This window comes from Donghicola sp., from assembly GCF_025210255.1.
Taxonomy (GTDB): Bacteria; Pseudomonadota; Alphaproteobacteria; order Rhodobacterales; family Rhodobacteraceae; genus Donghicola; species Donghicola eburneus.
The window spans coordinates 52,174-69,882 of record NZ_JAOARZ010000035.1 but is presented as its reverse complement, the minus strand read 5'-3'; the positions used below and the strand labels follow the sequence as shown (position 1 = coordinate 69,882).

At 58.7% G+C, this 17,709-nt stretch carries 17 protein-coding genes; 15 read left to right on the top strand and 2 right to left on the bottom strand.

The window, feature by feature from the left end; genetic code table 11:
• Positions 1 to 26: 26 nt before the first annotated feature.
• Positions 27 to 974 carry a GlxA family transcriptional regulator gene (locus tag N4A58_RS16060; RefSeq protein WP_293711270.1) on the bottom strand — a complete coding sequence of 316 codons (948 nt, stop codon included), beginning with the start codon at positions 972 to 974 and terminating at the stop codon, positions 27 to 29.
• Between the two features lie 120 nt (positions 975 to 1,094).
• Here N4A58_RS16060 and N4A58_RS16055 point away from each other — a divergent pair, with 120 nt between their 5' ends.
• The 15 genes from N4A58_RS16055 (at position 1,095) to N4A58_RS15985 (ending at position 15,740) form a co-directional block, all read left to right on the top strand.
• Positions 1,095 to 2,345 carry a sarcosine oxidase subunit beta family protein gene (locus N4A58_RS16055; protein ID WP_293711269.1) on the top strand — a complete coding sequence of 417 codons (1,251 nt, stop codon included), beginning with the start codon at positions 1,095 to 1,097 and terminating at the stop codon, positions 2,343 to 2,345.
• A 9-nt stretch (positions 2,346 to 2,354) separates the two neighbouring features.
• Complete coding sequence (locus tag N4A58_RS16050) at positions 2,355 to 2,636, top strand: sarcosine oxidase subunit delta (RefSeq protein WP_293711268.1); 282 nt, start codon at positions 2,355 to 2,357, stop codon at positions 2,634 to 2,636.
• Positions 2,633 to 5,578: a sarcosine oxidase subunit alpha family protein gene (locus tag N4A58_RS16045; protein ID WP_293711267.1), complete on the top strand. Its 2,946-nt coding sequence runs from the start codon at positions 2,633 to 2,635 to the stop codon at positions 5,576 to 5,578. The genes N4A58_RS16050 and N4A58_RS16045 overlap by 4 nt, the downstream gene beginning before the upstream one ends.
• Positions 5,571 to 6,122 (top strand): sarcosine oxidase subunit gamma, encoded by a 552-nt coding sequence (locus N4A58_RS16040; protein WP_293711266.1) that lies wholly within the window; start codon positions 5,571 to 5,573, stop codon positions 6,120 to 6,122. The genes N4A58_RS16045 and N4A58_RS16040 overlap by 8 nt, the downstream gene beginning before the upstream one ends.
• A gap of 1 nt (position 6,123) precedes the next feature.
• Entirely contained in the window at positions 6,124 to 7,041 is a 918-nt protein-coding gene (folD, locus tag N4A58_RS16035; protein ID WP_293711265.1) for a bifunctional methylenetetrahydrofolate dehydrogenase/methenyltetrahydrofolate cyclohydrolase FolD, read from the top strand.
• 71 nt (positions 7,042 to 7,112) lie between these two features.
• On the top strand, positions 7,113 to 7,997 hold the full coding sequence (gene purU / locus N4A58_RS16030) for a formyltetrahydrofolate deformylase (RefSeq protein WP_293711264.1): 885 nt from the start codon (positions 7,113 to 7,115) through the stop codon (positions 7,995 to 7,997).
• A gap of 144 nt (positions 7,998 to 8,141) precedes the next feature.
• The gene (locus tag N4A58_RS16025; RefSeq protein WP_072703370.1) at positions 8,142 to 8,855 is read left to right on the top strand and encodes a FadR/GntR family transcriptional regulator; all 714 of its coding nucleotides are present in this window, start codon (positions 8,142 to 8,144) and stop codon (positions 8,853 to 8,855) included.
• 358 nt (positions 8,856 to 9,213) lie between these two features.
• On the top strand, positions 9,214 to 10,593 hold the full coding sequence (locus N4A58_RS16020) for an ammonium transporter (RefSeq protein ID WP_293711261.1): 1,380 nt from the start codon (positions 9,214 to 9,216) through the stop codon (positions 10,591 to 10,593).
• A 27-nt stretch (positions 10,594 to 10,620) separates the two neighbouring features.
• Positions 10,621 to 10,797 carry a hypothetical protein gene (locus tag N4A58_RS16015; RefSeq protein ID WP_177218640.1) on the top strand — a complete coding sequence of 59 codons (177 nt, stop codon included), beginning with the start codon at positions 10,621 to 10,623 and terminating at the stop codon, positions 10,795 to 10,797.
• Positions 10,798 to 10,898: 101 nt separating this feature from the next.
• Positions 10,899 to 12,032 (top strand): aminomethyltransferase family protein, encoded by a 1,134-nt coding sequence (locus N4A58_RS16010; protein WP_293711259.1) that lies wholly within the window; start codon positions 10,899 to 10,901, stop codon positions 12,030 to 12,032.
• Positions 12,033 to 12,104: 72 nt separating this feature from the next.
• Positions 12,105 to 12,707 (top strand): dimethylamine monooxygenase subunit DmmA family protein, encoded by a 603-nt coding sequence (locus tag N4A58_RS16005; protein ID WP_293711257.1) that lies wholly within the window; start codon positions 12,105 to 12,107, stop codon positions 12,705 to 12,707.
• On the top strand, positions 12,704 to 13,651 hold the full coding sequence (locus tag N4A58_RS16000) for a PDR/VanB family oxidoreductase (RefSeq protein ID WP_293711255.1): 948 nt from the start codon (positions 12,704 to 12,706) through the stop codon (positions 13,649 to 13,651). The genes N4A58_RS16005 and N4A58_RS16000 overlap by 4 nt, the downstream gene beginning before the upstream one ends.
• Before the next feature lie 8 nt (positions 13,652 to 13,659).
• Entirely contained in the window at positions 13,660 to 14,700 is a 1,041-nt protein-coding gene (locus N4A58_RS15995) for a DUF3445 domain-containing protein (RefSeq protein WP_092464952.1), read from the top strand.
• Positions 14,701 to 14,705: 5 nt separating this feature from the next.
• On the top strand, positions 14,706 to 15,020 hold the full coding sequence (locus tag N4A58_RS15990) for a multidrug efflux SMR transporter (protein ID WP_293711252.1): 315 nt from the start codon (positions 14,706 to 14,708) through the stop codon (positions 15,018 to 15,020).
• Positions 15,021 to 15,356: 336 nt separating this feature from the next.
• Entirely contained in the window at positions 15,357 to 15,740 is a 384-nt protein-coding gene (locus tag N4A58_RS15985) for a response regulator (protein ID WP_293711250.1), read from the top strand.
• Positions 15,741 to 15,803: 63 nt separating this feature from the next.
• Here the strand turns inward: N4A58_RS15985 and cysN are convergent, their stop codons facing one another.
• A complete protein-coding gene (gene cysN / locus N4A58_RS15980; RefSeq protein ID WP_293711249.1) occupies positions 15,804 to 17,705 on the bottom strand; it encodes a sulfate adenylyltransferase subunit CysN in 1,902 nt (633 codons plus the stop codon).
• Positions 17,706 to 17,709 lie beyond the last annotated feature (4 nt).

The window sequence follows — 17,709 nt, the reverse complement described above, 5'->3', positions numbered from 1 at the left end:
CTCCTCGGATTTCCCTGGGTCCGGCATCACGCCGGGCCCTTTTTCCGTCTTAGGGCAGAGGGCGCGGTGCCATACACCTTGCGGTAGGCGTCCGAAAAATGGGTTTGACTGGCAAAGCCAGTGATCTGCGCCACCTCGGACAGCGGCATCCGGCTACCCTCGATCAACTCGCGCGCGGTTTCGAGTCGAATGCGGCGATATTCCTCCATCATCGAGCGGCCAATAGACTCGACAAACTGCCGGCGCAGCTGTCGCGATGACACACCCGCCAGATCGGCAAGTTGCTCTTGGCTCAGCGGGTCCGCGATGTGAGACTCCATCATCTCGAGCGTCGCCATCACGGCATCCGGCACCACGCCGTAGCGAGCAGAGATCGAAGACTGCTGCGGCGCGTCCGCTCCGCGCACATCGGTCTGGATAAACCAATCCGAAATTCGCTGCGCAAATCGCGTTCCGTGATCCCGCGCGATGATGGCGTGCATCATATCCAGCGGTGCAGACCCACCGGCGCACGTGTAGCGGTCGCGGTCGATCACAAACAGGCGGCGCTCCAGCAAGGAAACTCCGTCCATCCCTTTGAATGCGTCATAATGATGCCAGTGGACCGTGAAGCGCCGCCCCGACATTAGCTCTGCTTTAGCAAGCAAAAGAGCACCGCCCGAGATCCCTCCCAATGCCACTCCATTGCGATCCGCCTGCCTCAACCAAGCGAAAAGGCTTGGGTCATTGATGCCCGCCGGATCGCCACCCGCAACCACGAAAAGAATGTCATAAAGCGGTGTAACGTCGCGAAAATACTTTGTCTCAAACCATGCCCCAATTGAAGATTGCGCGGTCTTTCCAGTGGTAGAGAGCAGGGTCACATCGTAGGCCAGAGTTGGCGCAAACATGTTTGCGGCGCGCAAAGGTTCAAGCGCTGCTGCGGTCGAGAGAAGCGCAAAATCATCCACCAAAAGAAAGCCGATTCGCCTCATGTCTCCCCCCTCAGCCCGATGCTTCTATTCGCGGCCATTTTACAGAGAATAACGTCCAATAGAAAGAAGATGTACCGCAGCAAGACCGATAAAACAGACGTCATACGAAGGAGAGAAATTATGAAATTCTCTGGATTTAAGGTCTTTAAGGAGGCGGTGACCGGCCACAAGGGCTGGAAGCCCCTTTGGCGGAACCCCGAGCCGAAAAAGTCCTACGATATTATCATCGTTGGCGGTGGCGGGCACGGCTTGGCTACGGCCTATCATCTGGCCGCGACCTACGGGCTAAAAAACATCGCGGTGCTCGAGAAAAGCTGGCTTGGGTCGGGCAACATCGGGCGCAACACGACGATCATCCGGTCGAACTACATGCTGCCCGGCAACCAGCCATTCTACGAATTTTCGATGAAGCTCTGGGAGAGCCAAGAGCAGGATCTGAACTTCAACTCGATGGTCAGCCAGCGTTCAATTATAAACTTGTGCCACACGGACGCACAGCGTGATGCTTACCGCCGCCGTGGCAACGCGATGCACCTATCAGGCGCCGGCGGCACATTGCTGTCGCAAGACGATCTGCGCGAGATGGTGCCCTTCTTGAACTTTGACAACGCCCGCTTCCCGATCAAGGGCGGCCTGATGCAGAAGCGCGCAGGCACGGCCCGTCACGACGGCGTTGCCTGGGGTTACGCGCGCGCCGCAGACATGCGCGGTGTAGACCTGATCCAGAATTGCGAAGTCACCGGCTTCCGTATTGAGGACGGCAAGATGTTGGGGGTCGAGACCTCTCGCGGGTACATTGGCGCCAAGAAAGTGGGGGTCGCTGTCGCAGGATCCTCGTCGCGCGTCATGGCGATGGCAGGCATGCGACTTCCGATCGAGAGCCACGTCCTGCAAGCCTTTGTTTCCGAGGGCTTAAAACCAACCATTCCCGGCGTCATCACCTTTGGCGCAGGCCACTTCTATGTCAGCCAGTCGGACAAGGGCGGGCTGGTTTTTGGCGGCGATATTGACGGCTACAATTCCTACGCACAGCGCGGCAACCTGCCCGTGGTCGAAGATGTGGTCGAAGGCGGCATGGCCCTGATGCCCATGATCGGCCGTGCGCGCCTACTGCGCAGCTGGGGCGGCATCATGGACATGTCCATGGACGGCTCCCCGATCATCGATAAGACTCATATCGACGGCCTCTATCTGAACGCGGGCTGGTGCTATGGCGGGTTCAAGGCGACCCCGGCCTCTGGCTACTGCTTTGCCCATCTCTTGGCCACCGACACGCCGCACGAGACCGCGGCCGCCTACCGACTGGACCGGTTCGCGCGCGGCTATGTCATCGACGAAAAGGGCGTTGGCGCCCAACCCAACCTGCACTGAGGCCACCTGATGTTGATCCCTCATCCCTTGCTTGGTCTGCGCGACGCACAAGAGTTCACATATTACGGCGACGCTGCGCTGATGAACCGACCCGATCCGACCACAGACACCGCCGAAGCGGATTTCTGCGACTACGTTTTTCTACGCGACAACCCCGCTGGTGTGCATCGCGAACTGTGGTTCCACGAACAGGGCGACCGCTCTTGGCTCGTCGTGACTCGCAATACCGTCACACACGAAATCCTGAGCGCCGAATTGCCAACAGACGTCAAATCCCGAGGTGCGAAATGACCCGTTTGACTGGCGGTCTGATCGACCGCTCCAAGCCCCTGCACTTTACCTTCAACGGGCAGGGCTACAAAGGCTACGCTGGCGACACGCTGGCCTCGGCTTTGTTGGCCAATGGTGTGCAGCTGATGGGCCGCAGCTTCAAATACCACCGCCCGCGCGGCGTCTTCTCCGCCGGGTCTGAGGAACCGAATGCGCTGGTCACTCTGCGGGATGGTGCGCGATCCGAGCCGAACACCCGCGCGACAGTAACCGAGTTGTACGATGGCCTGACCGCCAAATCACAAAACCATATCGGCCCGCTGGACCGCGATATCTTGGCGATCAACGACCGCCTCGCGCCCTTCTTTGCCGCAGGGTTCTATTACAAAACCTTTATGTGGCCGCGTGCCTTCTGGGAAAAGCTTTACGAACCCGCGATCCGCAAAGCTGCGGGTCTTGGCGAATTGTCGATGCTGCCGGATCCCGATGCCTATGACAAAGGGTTCTTGCATTGCGACGTACTCATCGTCGGCGCGGGCGCAGCGGGCTTGTCCGCTGCTCTGACCGCAGGACGGGCAGGGGCCAAAGTGATCCTCGCGGACGAGGATTTCCAGGTCGGTGGCCGTCTTCTGGCTGAAAGCGATCTACTGAACGAGGCGCCAGCCTCTGATTGGGTCAACCGCACGCTGGCTGAGCTAGACAGCTTGCCAAACGTTCGCATCATGCCGCGCACCACTGTCTTTGGCACCTACGACCACGGCATCTATGGCGCAGTCGAGAAGGTTGCAGATCATGTGCCAGTGCCCGGCAATCATGTCCGCCAAACCCTATGGCGGATTACGGCGAAATCCTGCGTTCTAGCCGCTGGTGCAATCGAACGGCACATTCCCTTTGCCGACAACGACCGCCCCGGGATCATGTTGTCGGGGGCCATGCGTGCCTATGCCAACCGATGGGCGGCCGCACCGGTCAAGTCTCCTTCCGATCCCATTGCCATTTTCACCAACGGCGACGATGGGCACCGCACCGCGCTGGACCTGATCGCCAAGGGCGCGCCCGTGCTTGGGGTCATCGACACCCGAGAGGATGCTCCGAAATTCGGGGACTATCAGCTTTTCTCTGGCAGCACCGTCACCGGCTCAAAGGGGCGGCTAGGCCTAACCAGCATCCAAATTACCCGCAACGGCCAGTCATCTTGGCACGATGTGGGCGCTCTGGCTGTGGCCGGCGGCTGGAACCCCAATGTGCATTTGTCCTCGCACCATCGCGGGCGGCCCGTTTGGGACGACACCCTGCTCGCCTTTGTTCCCAGCCCGAATGGCCCCAAGGGAATGCATCCTGCTGGCGCCGCCGCGGGCCAAGGGGGCACGCAGGCCGCTCTGACAGACGGCATGCGCGCCGCGCAGGCTGCCCTGACCGAGATCGGCGTTACGGGTGCGGAAATTACATTACCCAAGGCCGAGAACCGACCCAGCGCGCAAGAGGCCTACTGGCATGTCCCCAGCAAAGAACGCGCCTGGGTCGATTTTCAGAACGACGTGACCGTCAAGGACATCGCCCTGTCGCACAAGGAGAACATGCGCTCGGTCGAGCATCTGAAGCGTTGGACAACTTTGGGGATGGCAACCGATCAGGGCAAGACCTCCAACATCTCGGCGTTGGCTGTTATGGCTGAACTCAGCGGCGCGACGATCCCAGAGACCGGCACGACGATCTTCCGCCCGCCTTACACCGGCGTTTCGCTGGCCGTTTTGGGCGGCGGCGACACCGGTAAACACTTCCGCCCAACCCGACTGACCCCGACCCACCACTGGGCCGAAGCCCAAGGCGCGGAATTCGTCGAAGTTGGTGCATGGATGCGCGCACAATACTTTCCACAGGACGGCGAAACCCACTGGCGTCAGTCGGTCGACCGCGAAGTCAAAGCTGTCCGCTCGAGCGTTGGCCTGTGTGATGTGACGACCCTTGGCAAAATCGACGTCCAAGGCGCAGATGCGGGCGAGTTCTTGAACCGCGTCTACGCCAACATGATGGGGACGCTCAAGGTTGGTATGGTCCGATACGGCTTGATGCTGCGCGAGGATGGACACCTGTATGATGACGGCACCTGTGCCCGCCTGTCCGAAGACCACTACGTGGTGACAACCACCACAGCCAACGCTGGCTCTGTATATCGGAACATGGAATTCGCCCACCAATGCTTGTGGCCAGAACTGGATGTTCAGTTGATCTCGACCACGGATGCGTGGGCCCAGATCGCTGTCGCGGGCCCAAGATCCCGCGAACTCCTGAGCCGGATTGTCGATGACTTTGACATCTCGAACGAAGCATTCCCCTTTATGGCCTGTTCGGAGCTGACAATCTGCAAGGGACTGCGCGCGCGTCTGTTCCGGATCTCTTTCTCGGGCGAATTGGCTTATGAAATCGCAGTACCCGCGCGCTATGGTCACGCCCTGATGGAGCGCTTGATGGAGCAGGGACGCGACCTTGGTGCGACCCCTTATGGAACAGAGGCGCTTGCCGTCCTGCGGATTGAGAAGGGGCACGCGGCAGGCGCTGAACTGAACGGGCAAACCACAGCCGCGATGCTCGGGTTAGGCAAAATGGTGTCCGCCAAAAAGGACTCGATCGGCGCGGTGATGTCCCGCCGCGAAGGTCTGGCCAAGGACACCCGCCGTCTGGTTGGACTGAAACCTGTCAATAGCGCGATGCAAGTTCGGGCGGGTTCGCACCTGTTCACCAAGGGCGCAGAGCAAAACCTGTCAACCGACCAAGGTTGGGTCACTTCGTCCTGCTATTCGCCCCATGTGGGCGGCTACATCGCCCTAGGGTATCTAATAAATGGCGATACCCGCCAAGGCGAAATCATAACTGCGGCCAACCCTCTCGAAGGGCAAGAATTCGATGTCGAAGTCGTTTCGGCCCACTTCGTTGACCCCGAAGGAGTACGTCTCCGTGACTGATTTGACCCCTATCACTGCGCTTGGCGCACAAACCGCGCGGCAAGAAAAGTTTGGCGCGCTCACTATCACCGAGAATGCCGACCTTGGCATAGCCTCGCTAGCCCTGCGAAAGGGACAAGAGGCGCCGACGGTCTTTGGCCTGACGCTGCCTGATGTGGGCAAAATCAGCGGAACCGATGGCACCAGTGCTTTTTGGACGAGCTTCGGCCAGTGGATGATCATGGGCGCGGGGCAGGGGACGAGCGACTTTGCCAAAACCGTAAAGGCAGAGGCATCAGCCTGCTCTGTGACCGAACAGACCGATGGCTTTGCTGCATTTGAGCTGACCAGCGACGCAGAAACGCTGGAAAGGCTGATGACAAAACTGGTGAACCTGCCCGCCTCAGCTTTTTCGGCAGGGTGCGCCGCCCGCACGGGACTCGAACACATGACGGTCTTCCTTGTTCGCCCTTCGGAGACGACCCTCACGGTGATCGGTATGCGGACCTTTGCAGATGCCCTCTGGCACGCCCTAAGCACTGCCGCCAAACGATTGGAGACATGAGATGAGCGCCACACTTCTGGACGGCAAGGCCTTTGCCGCAACCCTACGCAGCAAAGTTTCTGAACACGTCAGCGGACTGAAGGAAACGCACAGGATTACCCCCGGCTTGGCCGTGGTTCTGGTCGGTGAAGACCATGCGAGCGAGGTCTATGTTCGAAACAAAGCGCGGCAAACCGTCGAAACCGGCATGCAATCCTTTGAACACCGCCTGCCTGCCGAGACTTCCGAAGCCGATCTGCTGGCCCTGATTGACCAGTTGAACAATGATCCGGCTGTGCACGGCATTCTGGTGCAGCTCCCTTTGCCGGGCCATATGAATGCGGATCTCGTGATCAATGCGATTGAACCGGCCAAGGATGTTGATGGCTTCCACATCTCGAATGTTGGCCTGCTGGGAACGGGACAAAAGGCGATGGTGCCCTGCACGCCGCTGGGATGCCTGATGTTGCTTCGCGATCACCTTGGATCTCTGTCCGGCATGAATGCGGTCGTGGTTGGCCGCTCGAACATCGTAGGCAAACCTATGGCGCAACTGCTGCTAGGGGATAGCTGCACGGTCACCATAGCCCACTCCCGCACCAAAGGGATTGAGGCGCTGTGCCGCTCTGCTGATATTCTCGTCGCTGCGGTCGGACGTCCGGAGATGATCAAGGGAGACTGGATCAAATCTGGAGCGACTGTGATCGACGTCGGCATTAACCGCATTGAAGCCCCTGAAAAGGGACTGCGCGAGGATGGCACCGTCAAAACCCGCCTCGTGGGCGACGTCGACTGTGACAGCGCCGTTCAGATCGCTGGCGCAATCACACCTGTTCCCGGCGGCGTCGGCCCGATGACCATCGCCTGCCTTTTGGCCAATACCGTGACGGCGTGCTGCCGTGCAAACGGTTTGCCAGAGCCCCAAGGCCTAACCGCCTAATCCCCACCTTTCACACAAAAAACAAACAGATAGAGCGCGCCCCGCAGCGCGCTGCCAACTCGGAGTATGTGATGTCGAAATATTGCCTTACCGTCACCTGTGACACCAGCCGCGGCATCGTGGCCGCGATTTCCACCTTCTTGGCCGAGCACGGATGCAACATCACCGACAGCTCGCAGTTCGATGACATGGACACCAGCCAGTTCTTTATGCGCGTCGGCTTTGCCTCTGAAACCGGCGCGACGCTCGAGGAATTGGAAGCAGCGTTTGCTCCCGTGGTCGAGAAATTCGGAATGCAGGCAGCCTTTCACAACGAAGCCGAGAAGATGAAAGTCGTTATCATGGTCAGTCGCTTTGGCCACTGCCTAAACGATTTGCTCTACCGTGTCCGCATCGGCGCTCTGCCGATTGAGGTGGTCGCAGTGATCTCGAACCACATGGATTACCAAAAAGCTGTCGTGAACGCCGACATTCCGTTCCATTGCATCAAGGTGACCAAAGACAACAAACCAGAGGCCGAAGCTGCGATCATGAAGGTGGTCGAGGATGCAGAGGCAGACCTGATCGTGTTGGCCCGCTATATGCAAATCCTGTCGGACGAGATGTGCGAAAAGATGTCGGGACGGATTATCAACATCCATCACTCGTTCTTGCCGTCATTCAAGGGCGCAAACCCCTATAAACAAGCTTATGCCCGCGGCGTGAAATTGATCGGAGCAACCTCTCACTATGTGACCGCCGATCTGGACGAAGGTCCGATCATCGAGCAGGACATCGTTCGCGTGACCCATGCGCAGTCGCCCGCAGACTACGTGTCGCTTGGCCGTGATGTCGAAGCGCAGGTGCTTGCCCGTGCTGTGCATGCCCACGCCCACCATCGCGTTTTCCTAAATGGCAATAAAACTGTCGTCGTTCCGGCCTCTCCCAGCTCCTACAGCTCGGAAAAAATGGGCTAAGACGCGCAACGCATCCAGTTTTGAGAGGCTCGGCAGTTCGCCGGGCCTCTTTTCGTGTGCGCAATTGGCTCGACGGCTCTGGACCAATCACGTCACAACACCTTAAAGTCGGTCCTTGTTTCATGCCTTTACCAAGGACCGACTTTGCAGAACCCTTCGACGCCAGCGGATGGGGCCTACCTTCCGGGGGCAACCGTCAAATACGTTATTGAAACGCTCTCGACGCGGATCGCCACGCAGGAATATGCGACAGAAGAGCGTCTTCCTTCGGAACGTCAGTTGGCGCAGGAATTGGGTGTTGCGCGCAACACCGTGCGCGAAGCCCTAGACCACTTGGAAAGCCGCGGCATGATCCGCCGTCGTCCTGGGTCCGGTTCGTTTGTCACGTATGACCCGAATATCGAAGGCAAGACTCTGTCCCCCGTGGCCGCTGAAACTGGCCCACTGCAATTGCAGGTGATGCGCGGGATCATCGAGCCCGAGATGGTCCGGCTGGCCATTGTGAACATGTCGCCCAAGCAGATTGAGGCCCTGTCCGTAGTCTTGTCCAAAATGGAAAAGGTCCAGACCGACGCCACAGCCTTTGTCCGCTTGGAAGAGGAGTTCCACAGATTGCTGGCCGAAGGAACCGGCAACCCATTGCTTGTGGCCTGTTACAATCTGGTCTTGGATGCACGGCGTCAGTCATTCCGTGCAGCGATGTATCGTCGTCACCTGACGCCCATGCGTCTGGCCATTTACCAGCGCGGCTATAATGGCCTGTTCAATGCCATCGCTGCCCGCGACATCGAAGAGGCCAGCGAATTCATGAAGCTCGCTTTGATAGAAGATCAAAGGCTTTTGCTGCAAGAGGACTAATTGGTTCAACAGGTCCAACGGCAGCCCTGAACCAGCGCAACGCCAATTATAGTAGCCCCAAAAACCCAGATCGCGCAGGTGATTCACCCGCGCGACCCATCCTCGCTTGTCTATGATAGCGCGAACGGACGTCAAAAACCGTCAAGAGCCCGCCTAAAACTTCATCAAAGATGAGGCCGGTGCTTGGGTTTTAACAGACCTGTCCGTCAAAAATATTTCCTACCACGAAAAAAGTTTGTTCCAAGGTGATTTTCACCGTTCACTTGGTCCTGTCGAGGGACCATTCCATAAAATTGGTTTGAGCCAATCCGGTCCGCTCGCAGACTCTTCGCAAGTCTAACAGGACGAGGATAACGCATTGGAACAAGATCTCGCATCTCTGGCTGCCGCTGTCGCGGAGCTGACGGACAAGGCGGCCGCCACCAACGGCACCTTTGCCGAAACATTCTACTATCTGACGATCCCGCTCATGGTCCTGATCCATGCCGGGTTCCTCGCTTATGAAATGGGCGCATCGCGGTCGAAAAACGCGCTGGCCTCTGGCATCAAGAACATTCTCGCGTTCGCGATGATCATCCCCTTCTTCTACTTTGTGGGCTGGTGGATCTACTGGGCCTTCCCCACAGGTCTGACCCTGAGCGAAGGTGCAATGGGCATTTCCGGATTGGCTTATGCCAACGAGATCGCCTTGCCTTGGAGCCAATATATGGGCCCCAACTTGGATGATCGCTCGTCGGGCGTTTTCTGGGGCGCATTCGTCCTGTTCGCCGCAACTACCGCGTCGATCATGTCCGGCGGCGTCATTGAGCGCATCAAGCTCAGCGGCTTTGTTGTGCTGGCCATCATTCTTGGCTCGTTCGTCTGGATTCTCGCAGGCGCATGGGGCTGGCACTCTGACGGCTGGCTGGTCACCCAGTGGGGCTACCACGACTTCGGCGCAGCGGGCGTTGTGCACATGATCGCGGGCTTCTTCACCCTTGGTGTTCTGATGAACCTCGGGCCGCGGATCGGCAAGTTCAATGCGGACGGTACCGCAAACCACATCGCGGGCCACTCAATGCCTATGACCTTGATCGGTCTGATGCTGATCATCGCGGGCTTCTGGGGCTTCCTGATGGGCTGCGTCATCGTTCCCGGCGAGGCATGGTCGTGGGGCGACACAATCGAAGCCACCATCTACGGCACGCCCATGACCATCTCGGGCATGACCTTCAACACCTTGATGGGCTTTGCTGGTGGCATCATCGGCGCATGGATGGTCACGCGTGATCCGTTCTGGATGATGTCCGGCGCACTTGGCGGTATCATCTCTTGTGCGGCGGGTCTGGACCTCTGGTACCCGCCTATGGCCTTTGCCATCGGCTTCATCGGCGCCTGCGCCATGCCATTTGTGGCGTCGTTCGTCGAACGTCGCGGCATCGACGATGCGGTTGGCGCATTTGCCGTCCACGGTTTCCTTGGCATGTGGGGCCTGCTGGCAGTGGGTATCGCAGCCCAAGGCTACCCAGCCCTATTTGGCGAAGACGTGATCACCACATCGTTCATCGGCCAGTTGGTTGGCGCGATCGTTATGGGTCTGCTTGGCTTTGTTCCTGGCTACGTTGCCTCGTGGTTCCTGAAGGTCACAGGCCAGCTACGCGTCCCCGCCGAAGCCGAAGTGCTGGGTCTGGACGCTGTCAAAGTCCCTGCCTCTGCCTATCCCGAAGCTCTGCACCCGTCGGTCAGCCCGGCCGAGTGACTCCCTGTCATCTGAAAGGAATACGCAATGGAATCTCCGTTTGACATGACCACCTGGGACGGCGTCACCGGCGCCATCTACACAGGCTACGGATCGGCCGAAGGCTTCTGGCTCTTGCTCTGCCTCGTGCTCGTTGTCGTCGCGATCGTGTTCGGCTGGCGCCACGAAGAGCATGCCTACAAGGCCACCGAAAAGAAGGGCTGAGCCCTTTGACGGGCCGCCTTGGTCCGGCGCTGGCGGCACGGTCCCGCCGCCAGCGCACCCCCATCCATCACCACACTGACTGACCCGTAAGGACGAACACAATGATCGCATCATGGAGATTTTCCGCATTGGCGGACCGGCACCGCGCCATGGGCTCCGATCTCGAAGACTGGAGCGGCATGGGCACCGCATGGACCTATGACAAAGATCAGACCGAAGAATATCTGGCGATCCGCACCAAAGCTGGCGTCATGGATGTCTCGGGCCTGAAAAAGGTCCACATCTCTGGTCCGCACGCCCAATACGTGATCGACAAAGCCACGACCCGCAATATTGAGAAGCTAAAGCCCGGCCGGTCGACCTATGCGACTATGCTGAACGAAGCGGGCAAGTTCATCGACGACTGCGTGATCTACCGCATGGGGCCGCACAGCTTCATGGTCGTGCATGGCTCTGGCGCGGGCCACGAGCAGCTGACCAAGTTTGCGGCGGGCCGCAACTGCGTGATCATGTTCGACGACGACCTGCACGACATTTCGCTTCAGGGGCCTTTGGCCGTCGACTATCTGGAAAAGCACGTGCCTGGCATTCGCGATGTAGTCTATTTCAGCCATATCCAGACCACGCTATTTGGCAAACCGGTCATGATTTCGCGCACTGGCTACACCGGTGAGCGCGGCTACGAAATTTTCTGCCGCCGTCAAGATGCCCCCGAAATCTGGGATACGATCGTGTCCGAGGGCGCAGAGATGGGCATCATCCCGACCCGCTTTACCACGCTGGATTGGTTGCGGGCCGAAAGCTACCTGCTCTTCTTCCCTTACGACAACTCGGAAATGTACCCGTTCGAGGACGAAGCTGCTGGCGACACCCTGTGGGAACTGGGGCTCGATTTCACCGTCTCGCCCGGCAAAACCGGCTTCTGCGGCGCCGAAGAGCATTACCGCCTGAAAGGCAAAGAGCGCTTCAAAATATATGGCGTGAAACTTGAGGGCACCGAGCCTGCCCCCGAAGGCGCGCCCTTGCTCAAAGATGGCAAGGAAGTCGGCGTCGTGACAATCGGCATGTATTCCGAATTGAACGGCCACAACGTAGGCATCGCCCGGATGCCAGTTGAGTGCGCGGTCGAAGGCACCGCCCTGACCGTCAAGATTGGCGAAACAGACGTGCCCGCCATCGCGCATCCGATGCCCTTCTACGACGTCGACAAAAAGCGGCGCACTGCCAAGGGCTAAGCGCCCATCCCGTCACCGCGGGGGCGCGCCTTGCGCCCCCACACTGACCGCCCAACAGGAAATTCGTTCGCTATGTCTATGACAGAATTCTCTCCATCGATCGAAAGCCGACCGACCTACGCCCCTCTGACATCTCATGGTGCCGCGCCTGCAATTATGGTCGCGGACGCCGCAGGTGCCGCCGCGCTCGCGGATTTAGCCGCGTCTGACAGTTCGGTCATGGACAAGGCCCATGTGGTTCTTGTGGCCCCCACCGCCGAAGGCCCCAGCCAGATTCAGTCGCTGCGCCCCTTGGCCGTTCATGTCACCCCAGACCTTGATGCCGCGGGCCCCATGCTAAAGCAACTGCTTGGAACTGCACGGATGGGCACCCAACTGTTTCTGGCGGGGTCCGAGGGCCTGATGGGCCACATGTCCGCCCTTGCCACCGCCGAGGGGCTGCCGCTGGATGCCATTCAGATGGAACATCGCGGCACCATCGCGCGCCGTATGCAATGCGTGCACTGCAAAGGCATCACCGACAACGTGACCACCGACCCGTTCACCTGCTCTCATTGCGGGCTGACTTTGTTTGTGCGCGATCACTTCTCACGGCGTCTTGGCGCATTCCAAGGGGTTTGCGTGGACGCTGAAACGCCTGGCGTCGTCCCAAACAGCGTGGAGATCCGCCCATGAACAAATTGACGCTCAAGGTCACCGAAACCCAGCAACTGTCCCCACTGGTCAAGCGCTTCCGCTTTGAACACCCCGATGGTGCGGCATTGCCCCTCTTTTCAGGCGGCGCCCACATCACCGTTGAAATGCCCGAAGGCGAGCTGATCCGCCGCAATTCCTATTCTCTCGTGTCGGACCCCTATGACGGATCGGGCTACGAAATTGCCGTCCGCCGAGAGGACACCGGCCGTGGCGGATCGCGTTACATGCACGAGAAGGTCAACGAAGGCGACTTAATCACAGTCTCCGCGCCCAAGAACCTGTTCCAATTGGACCTGCGCGCCAAGAAACATATTCTGATCGCGGGCGGCATTGGCATCACGCCCTTCCTGTCGCAACTGCGCCAGTTGGACCTAGCCCAAGCGCCCTTTGAACTGCACTACGCCGCACGGTCTCGCAAAGAGGCCGCGGGCCTCGCCATGTTGCCGGAGGCTGCGCACATCCACATCCATATCTCCGAAGAAGGAAAACGGATGGATTTGGGAGAGATTTTGGACGGCCAGCCTCTTGGCACCCATGTCTACACCTGTGGCCCAGACGGCCTGATCAAGGCAGTCGCCGACCAAGCCGCACGCCTGAATTGGCCCACATCCTCGGTCCATTCCGAGGCATTCACCGCCCCCCCACCAGGCGAGCCGTTCGAGGTCACCATCACCTCGACCGGACAGAAGGTCCGCGTCAAAGCCGATCAAAGCCTGCTCGAAGCACTCGAAGCGGACGGAATTGAGATTGACTATTCCTGCCGCGGCGGCGCCTGCGGACGCTGTGAAACCAGCGTGACCGCTTGCGAAGGGCGCATCCTGCACCACGACCACTGGCTCAGCGACGACGAGCGCGCCGAGCAGACAAAAATCATGCCCTGCATGTCGCGTTTCAAAGGCACGCGGCTCGAACTCGATCTCTGAGGACTGCCATGACCTTCCAATTCAACGAAGAGACTTTCCGCGGCGACTACACCTATTTTAATTCGCCTGCTGCTGTTCAGCGCTTCCCATTCCCGTTTGATCAGGACAGCTACATGTACTCGGTCAATATCGAGCGCCATCCGGGCGGGCCCAAAGGCTCCCCATTTGAATTCGCGTTCGATGTGGACGAACATTACGTGTCCGAAATGAAAGACCGCGAAATCACACTGGCCGAAGACCCCATGCGTTGCCAGTCTCTGCCGCACATGGAATTGGCGGGCTGGGATTTGCTCGAGCTGATCATGGTGTCCAAGGCCCGTGATTATCCCGACCTTTTCACGCTGACCCGCGATGGCAACCAGTGGCACTGGATCAACAAGCCCCTAGGGATCGACAAGAAGTTTACCTTCCTTGACCCGACCACGCTGCCTTGCGGGCCAATGGAATACATCACGCGCCAAGCCCAAGGAGATTTCGCCCTGCTGCACGAACGCGAGGGCAACCTTTGGCTAGATGCGGGCATGATCACCAGCCAAGCTGACTGGTCACTGGATTTCGACGTGGGGATGAACTTCTTTGAATGGCATGCGCCAGTACCCAAGGCCCGCAAGATGGGGGTGTTCGACAAAGCGCTCAAGTTTCTGCTGGCAGTCGACCAAGAGCAATCCTACCGCCGCCTAAACTGGACCATGACCGTGAACCCGCGTCTGGATACCAGTCCAGAAAACTACCACAAATGGGGCCCTGAAAAGCGGACAATCACCCCCGAAAACGTGGGGGCCAAGCAATTCCTGCGGGTGGAACTACAGACGTTCTGGCGGTTGCCGCGTTCAAACGCACTCGCCTTTCCGATCCGGTGCTATCTGTGCAGCCTTCAGGATCTGGCGACCGTGCCAAAGTGGGGCCGCCGCCTGCACCGCGTCTTGCGCGACATTGACCCTGACCTCGCGGACTACAAAGGCTTTGCCGTTAACCAAGAGACCATCGTGTCTTACCTATCGCAGTTCGATGATGGCGCGCCCACTTCGGCCGGCATCTTTCCGGACTGATCCGGATGGCGTGGTTCATCCTGTTCTTCGCGGGCCTGCTCGAGATCGTGTGGGCCACGGCGATGAAATCCTCAATGGGCTTCACCCGTTTCTGGCCAAGTGTCCTGACGATCGTGACGATGCTCGGCTCTTTTGGCTTGCTCGCGATTGCGACCAAAACCTTGCCCCTTGGCACCTCTTACATGGTCTGGAGCGGAATCGGGGCTGTGGGTGCGTTTATCGCGGGGATCATCTTGTTCGGAGAGGATCTTTCGCCGGTCCGACTTGCCGCGGGTACAATGATTGTTTGTGGTATTACCCTGATGAAATTGGGGACCTGACCCCGGCTAATCTCTTTACGCAGTTGGCCTTTGCGCCCAAGGGCCGGCTGCACTTTTCTTTGGGCTAAAGGCCCCACTGCGCGAAAAGAAATGGTTACAGTCCAGAGTCTGGCTTGGCAGCGAGCCACAGCTTTTATTCATTTCCTTTCATAGCATTAACCAAATCCCAAGCTTAAACATCTGCCGCCGGTTAGCGAAAAAATACACATACAACACATCTGTAAAAGCGATATCCGGTATACATCTATGACTTCTTGAATATTTTTCGGTAGGAAGCGGAACATATGATGCATTAACGTCGTTCCATTCCTGAGAAATAGTGTGTGTGAGACAAACATGACGGATCAAAAAGCCCTTCGGGTTCTCATCGTAGAGGACGAACCAATCGTGGCGATGGACCTCGCCGAGATGGTCGAAGGGTGGGGCCATAATGTTGTCGGCCCCGCCAGCAAACGCGCCAACGGCGTCGCACTGGCAGAATCCGAGGACATCGACTTTGCCATTCTCGACGTCAACCTTGGCCGCGGAGGGACAAGCGAGGCCATCGCTGCTGCCCTACGCGCCCGCGGAATACGGTTCATGTTTCTGTCCGCACACAAAGCGGCCGCCATCGACTTTTGCATGGGCGAAGATGTGATGCAGAAGCCGGTGATCGTCTCACAACTCGAGACACGCTTACAGGATTTCGCCGAGACGACGTTCAGCCAACAAGCTACCTGATCTGCACATAGAAAACCCCGCGCCAGATGACGCGGGGCTTTTTGCTTCTGAGCTGAACCGAACTTACGGGATCAGGCGATCGATGATCGCGTCAGCCGCTTCTTCAGGGCTCATCGCCGTGGTGTCGATGCGGATCTCGGCATTGAACGGCGCCTCGTATGGCGAGTCGATGCCGGTGAAGTTCTTCAGCTGACCCGAACGCGCCTTGGCGTACAGACCTTTGACGTCACGCTCTTCGGCAACTTCCAAAGGAGTGTCGACAAAGACTTCGACGAACTCGCCGGGCTGCATCATGCTGCGGACCATGTCACGCTCCGACCGGAAAGGCGAGATGAAGGCTGTGATGACGATCAGACCTGCGTCGGTCATCAGCTTGGCCACCTCGCCCACGCGGCGGATGTTTTCGATCCGGTCCGCCTCGGTGAAGCCAAGATCCTTGTTCAGGCCGTGACGCACATTGTCCCCATCCAAAAGGAAGGTGTGACGGTTCATGCGCGCCAGCTTTTTCTCTAGGATGTTGCCGATGGTCGACTTGCCCGAGCCCGACAGACCGGTCAGCCACACAACTGCGGGCTTCTGGTTCTTCATTGCGGCGTGATCGGCACGGTCGATGTCGGTCGCCTGCCAATGGACGTTGGTCGAACGACGCAGAGCAAAGTTGATCAGGCCAGCTGCCACGGTCGCATTGGTGATTTTATCAATCAGGATGAAGCCACCCAGCGCATGGTTGTTGTCATATGCGTCAAAGGGGATTTCGCGATCCAGAGTGATGTTCGCCACGCCGATCGCATTCAGGTCCAGCGTCTTCGCGGCCAGTTGCTCTTGGGTGTTGACGTTCACTTCGTACTTGGGGTGCTGGACGGTGGCCGACACAGTCTGGGTGCCGATCTTCATCCAATAAGCGCGACCGGGTACCATTTCCTGCTCGTCCATCCAGACGATGGTGGACTCGAACTGGTCAGCGACTTCCAACGGAGCCTGCGCCGCAACGATAACCTGACCGCGCGAACAGTCGATCTCGTCCTTCAGGGTCAGAGTCACGGACTCGCCTGCAACGGCGAGGTCGCGATCGCCTTCAAGGCTAACAATACGCGCCACTTCCGAGGTTTTGCCCGACGGCAGAACACGCACCGAGTCTCCGGGACGGATCGAGCCGGTTGCAACCAGACCCGCAAAGCCGCGGAAGTCGAGGTTCGGGCGGTTCACCCACTGCACGGGCATCGAGAAGGGCTGTTCCTGCTCAACCGTGTTGCTGATCTCAACCTCTTCGAGGTGGGGCAGCAGGGCAGGGCCGGTGTACCACGGCATCGTGTCGCTGTGCGCGGCGATGTTGTCGCCCGCGAGGCCAGAGATCGGGATCGCTACGAACTCTTCGATGCCAATGCTGCGCGCAAAGTTGGTATAGTCTTCGATGATCGCGTCGTAAGTCGCCTGATCGTAGTCGACGAGGTCCATCTTGTTGACGGCCAGAACCACGTTCTTGATGCCCAGCAGCTGCACGAGGTAGCTGTGGCGACGGGTCTGGGTCAGTACGCCTTTGCGCGCGTCGATCAAGATGACAGCCAGATCAGCGGTCGATGCGCCAGTCACCATGTTGCGGGTGTACTGCTCGTGACCGGGGGTGTCGGCGACGATGAACTTGCGCTTCTCGGTCGCGAAGAAACGATAGGCCACGTCGATGGTAATGCCTTGCTCGCGCTCGGCGGCCAGACCGTCGACCAGCAGAGCGAAGTCGATGTTGCCGCCCTGTGTGCCAACGCGCTTGGAGTCGGCTTCCAGAGTGGCAAGCTGGTCTTCAAAGATCATCTTGCTGTCGTACAGCAGACGGCCGATCAGGGTCGATTTGCCGTCGTCCACCGAACCACAGGTGATGAAACGCAGCATGGTCTTGTGCTGGTGAGCCTCGAGATACGCGTCGATGTCTTCGGCGATCAGGGCGTCTGTTTTGTAAATAGGATCAGTCATTTAT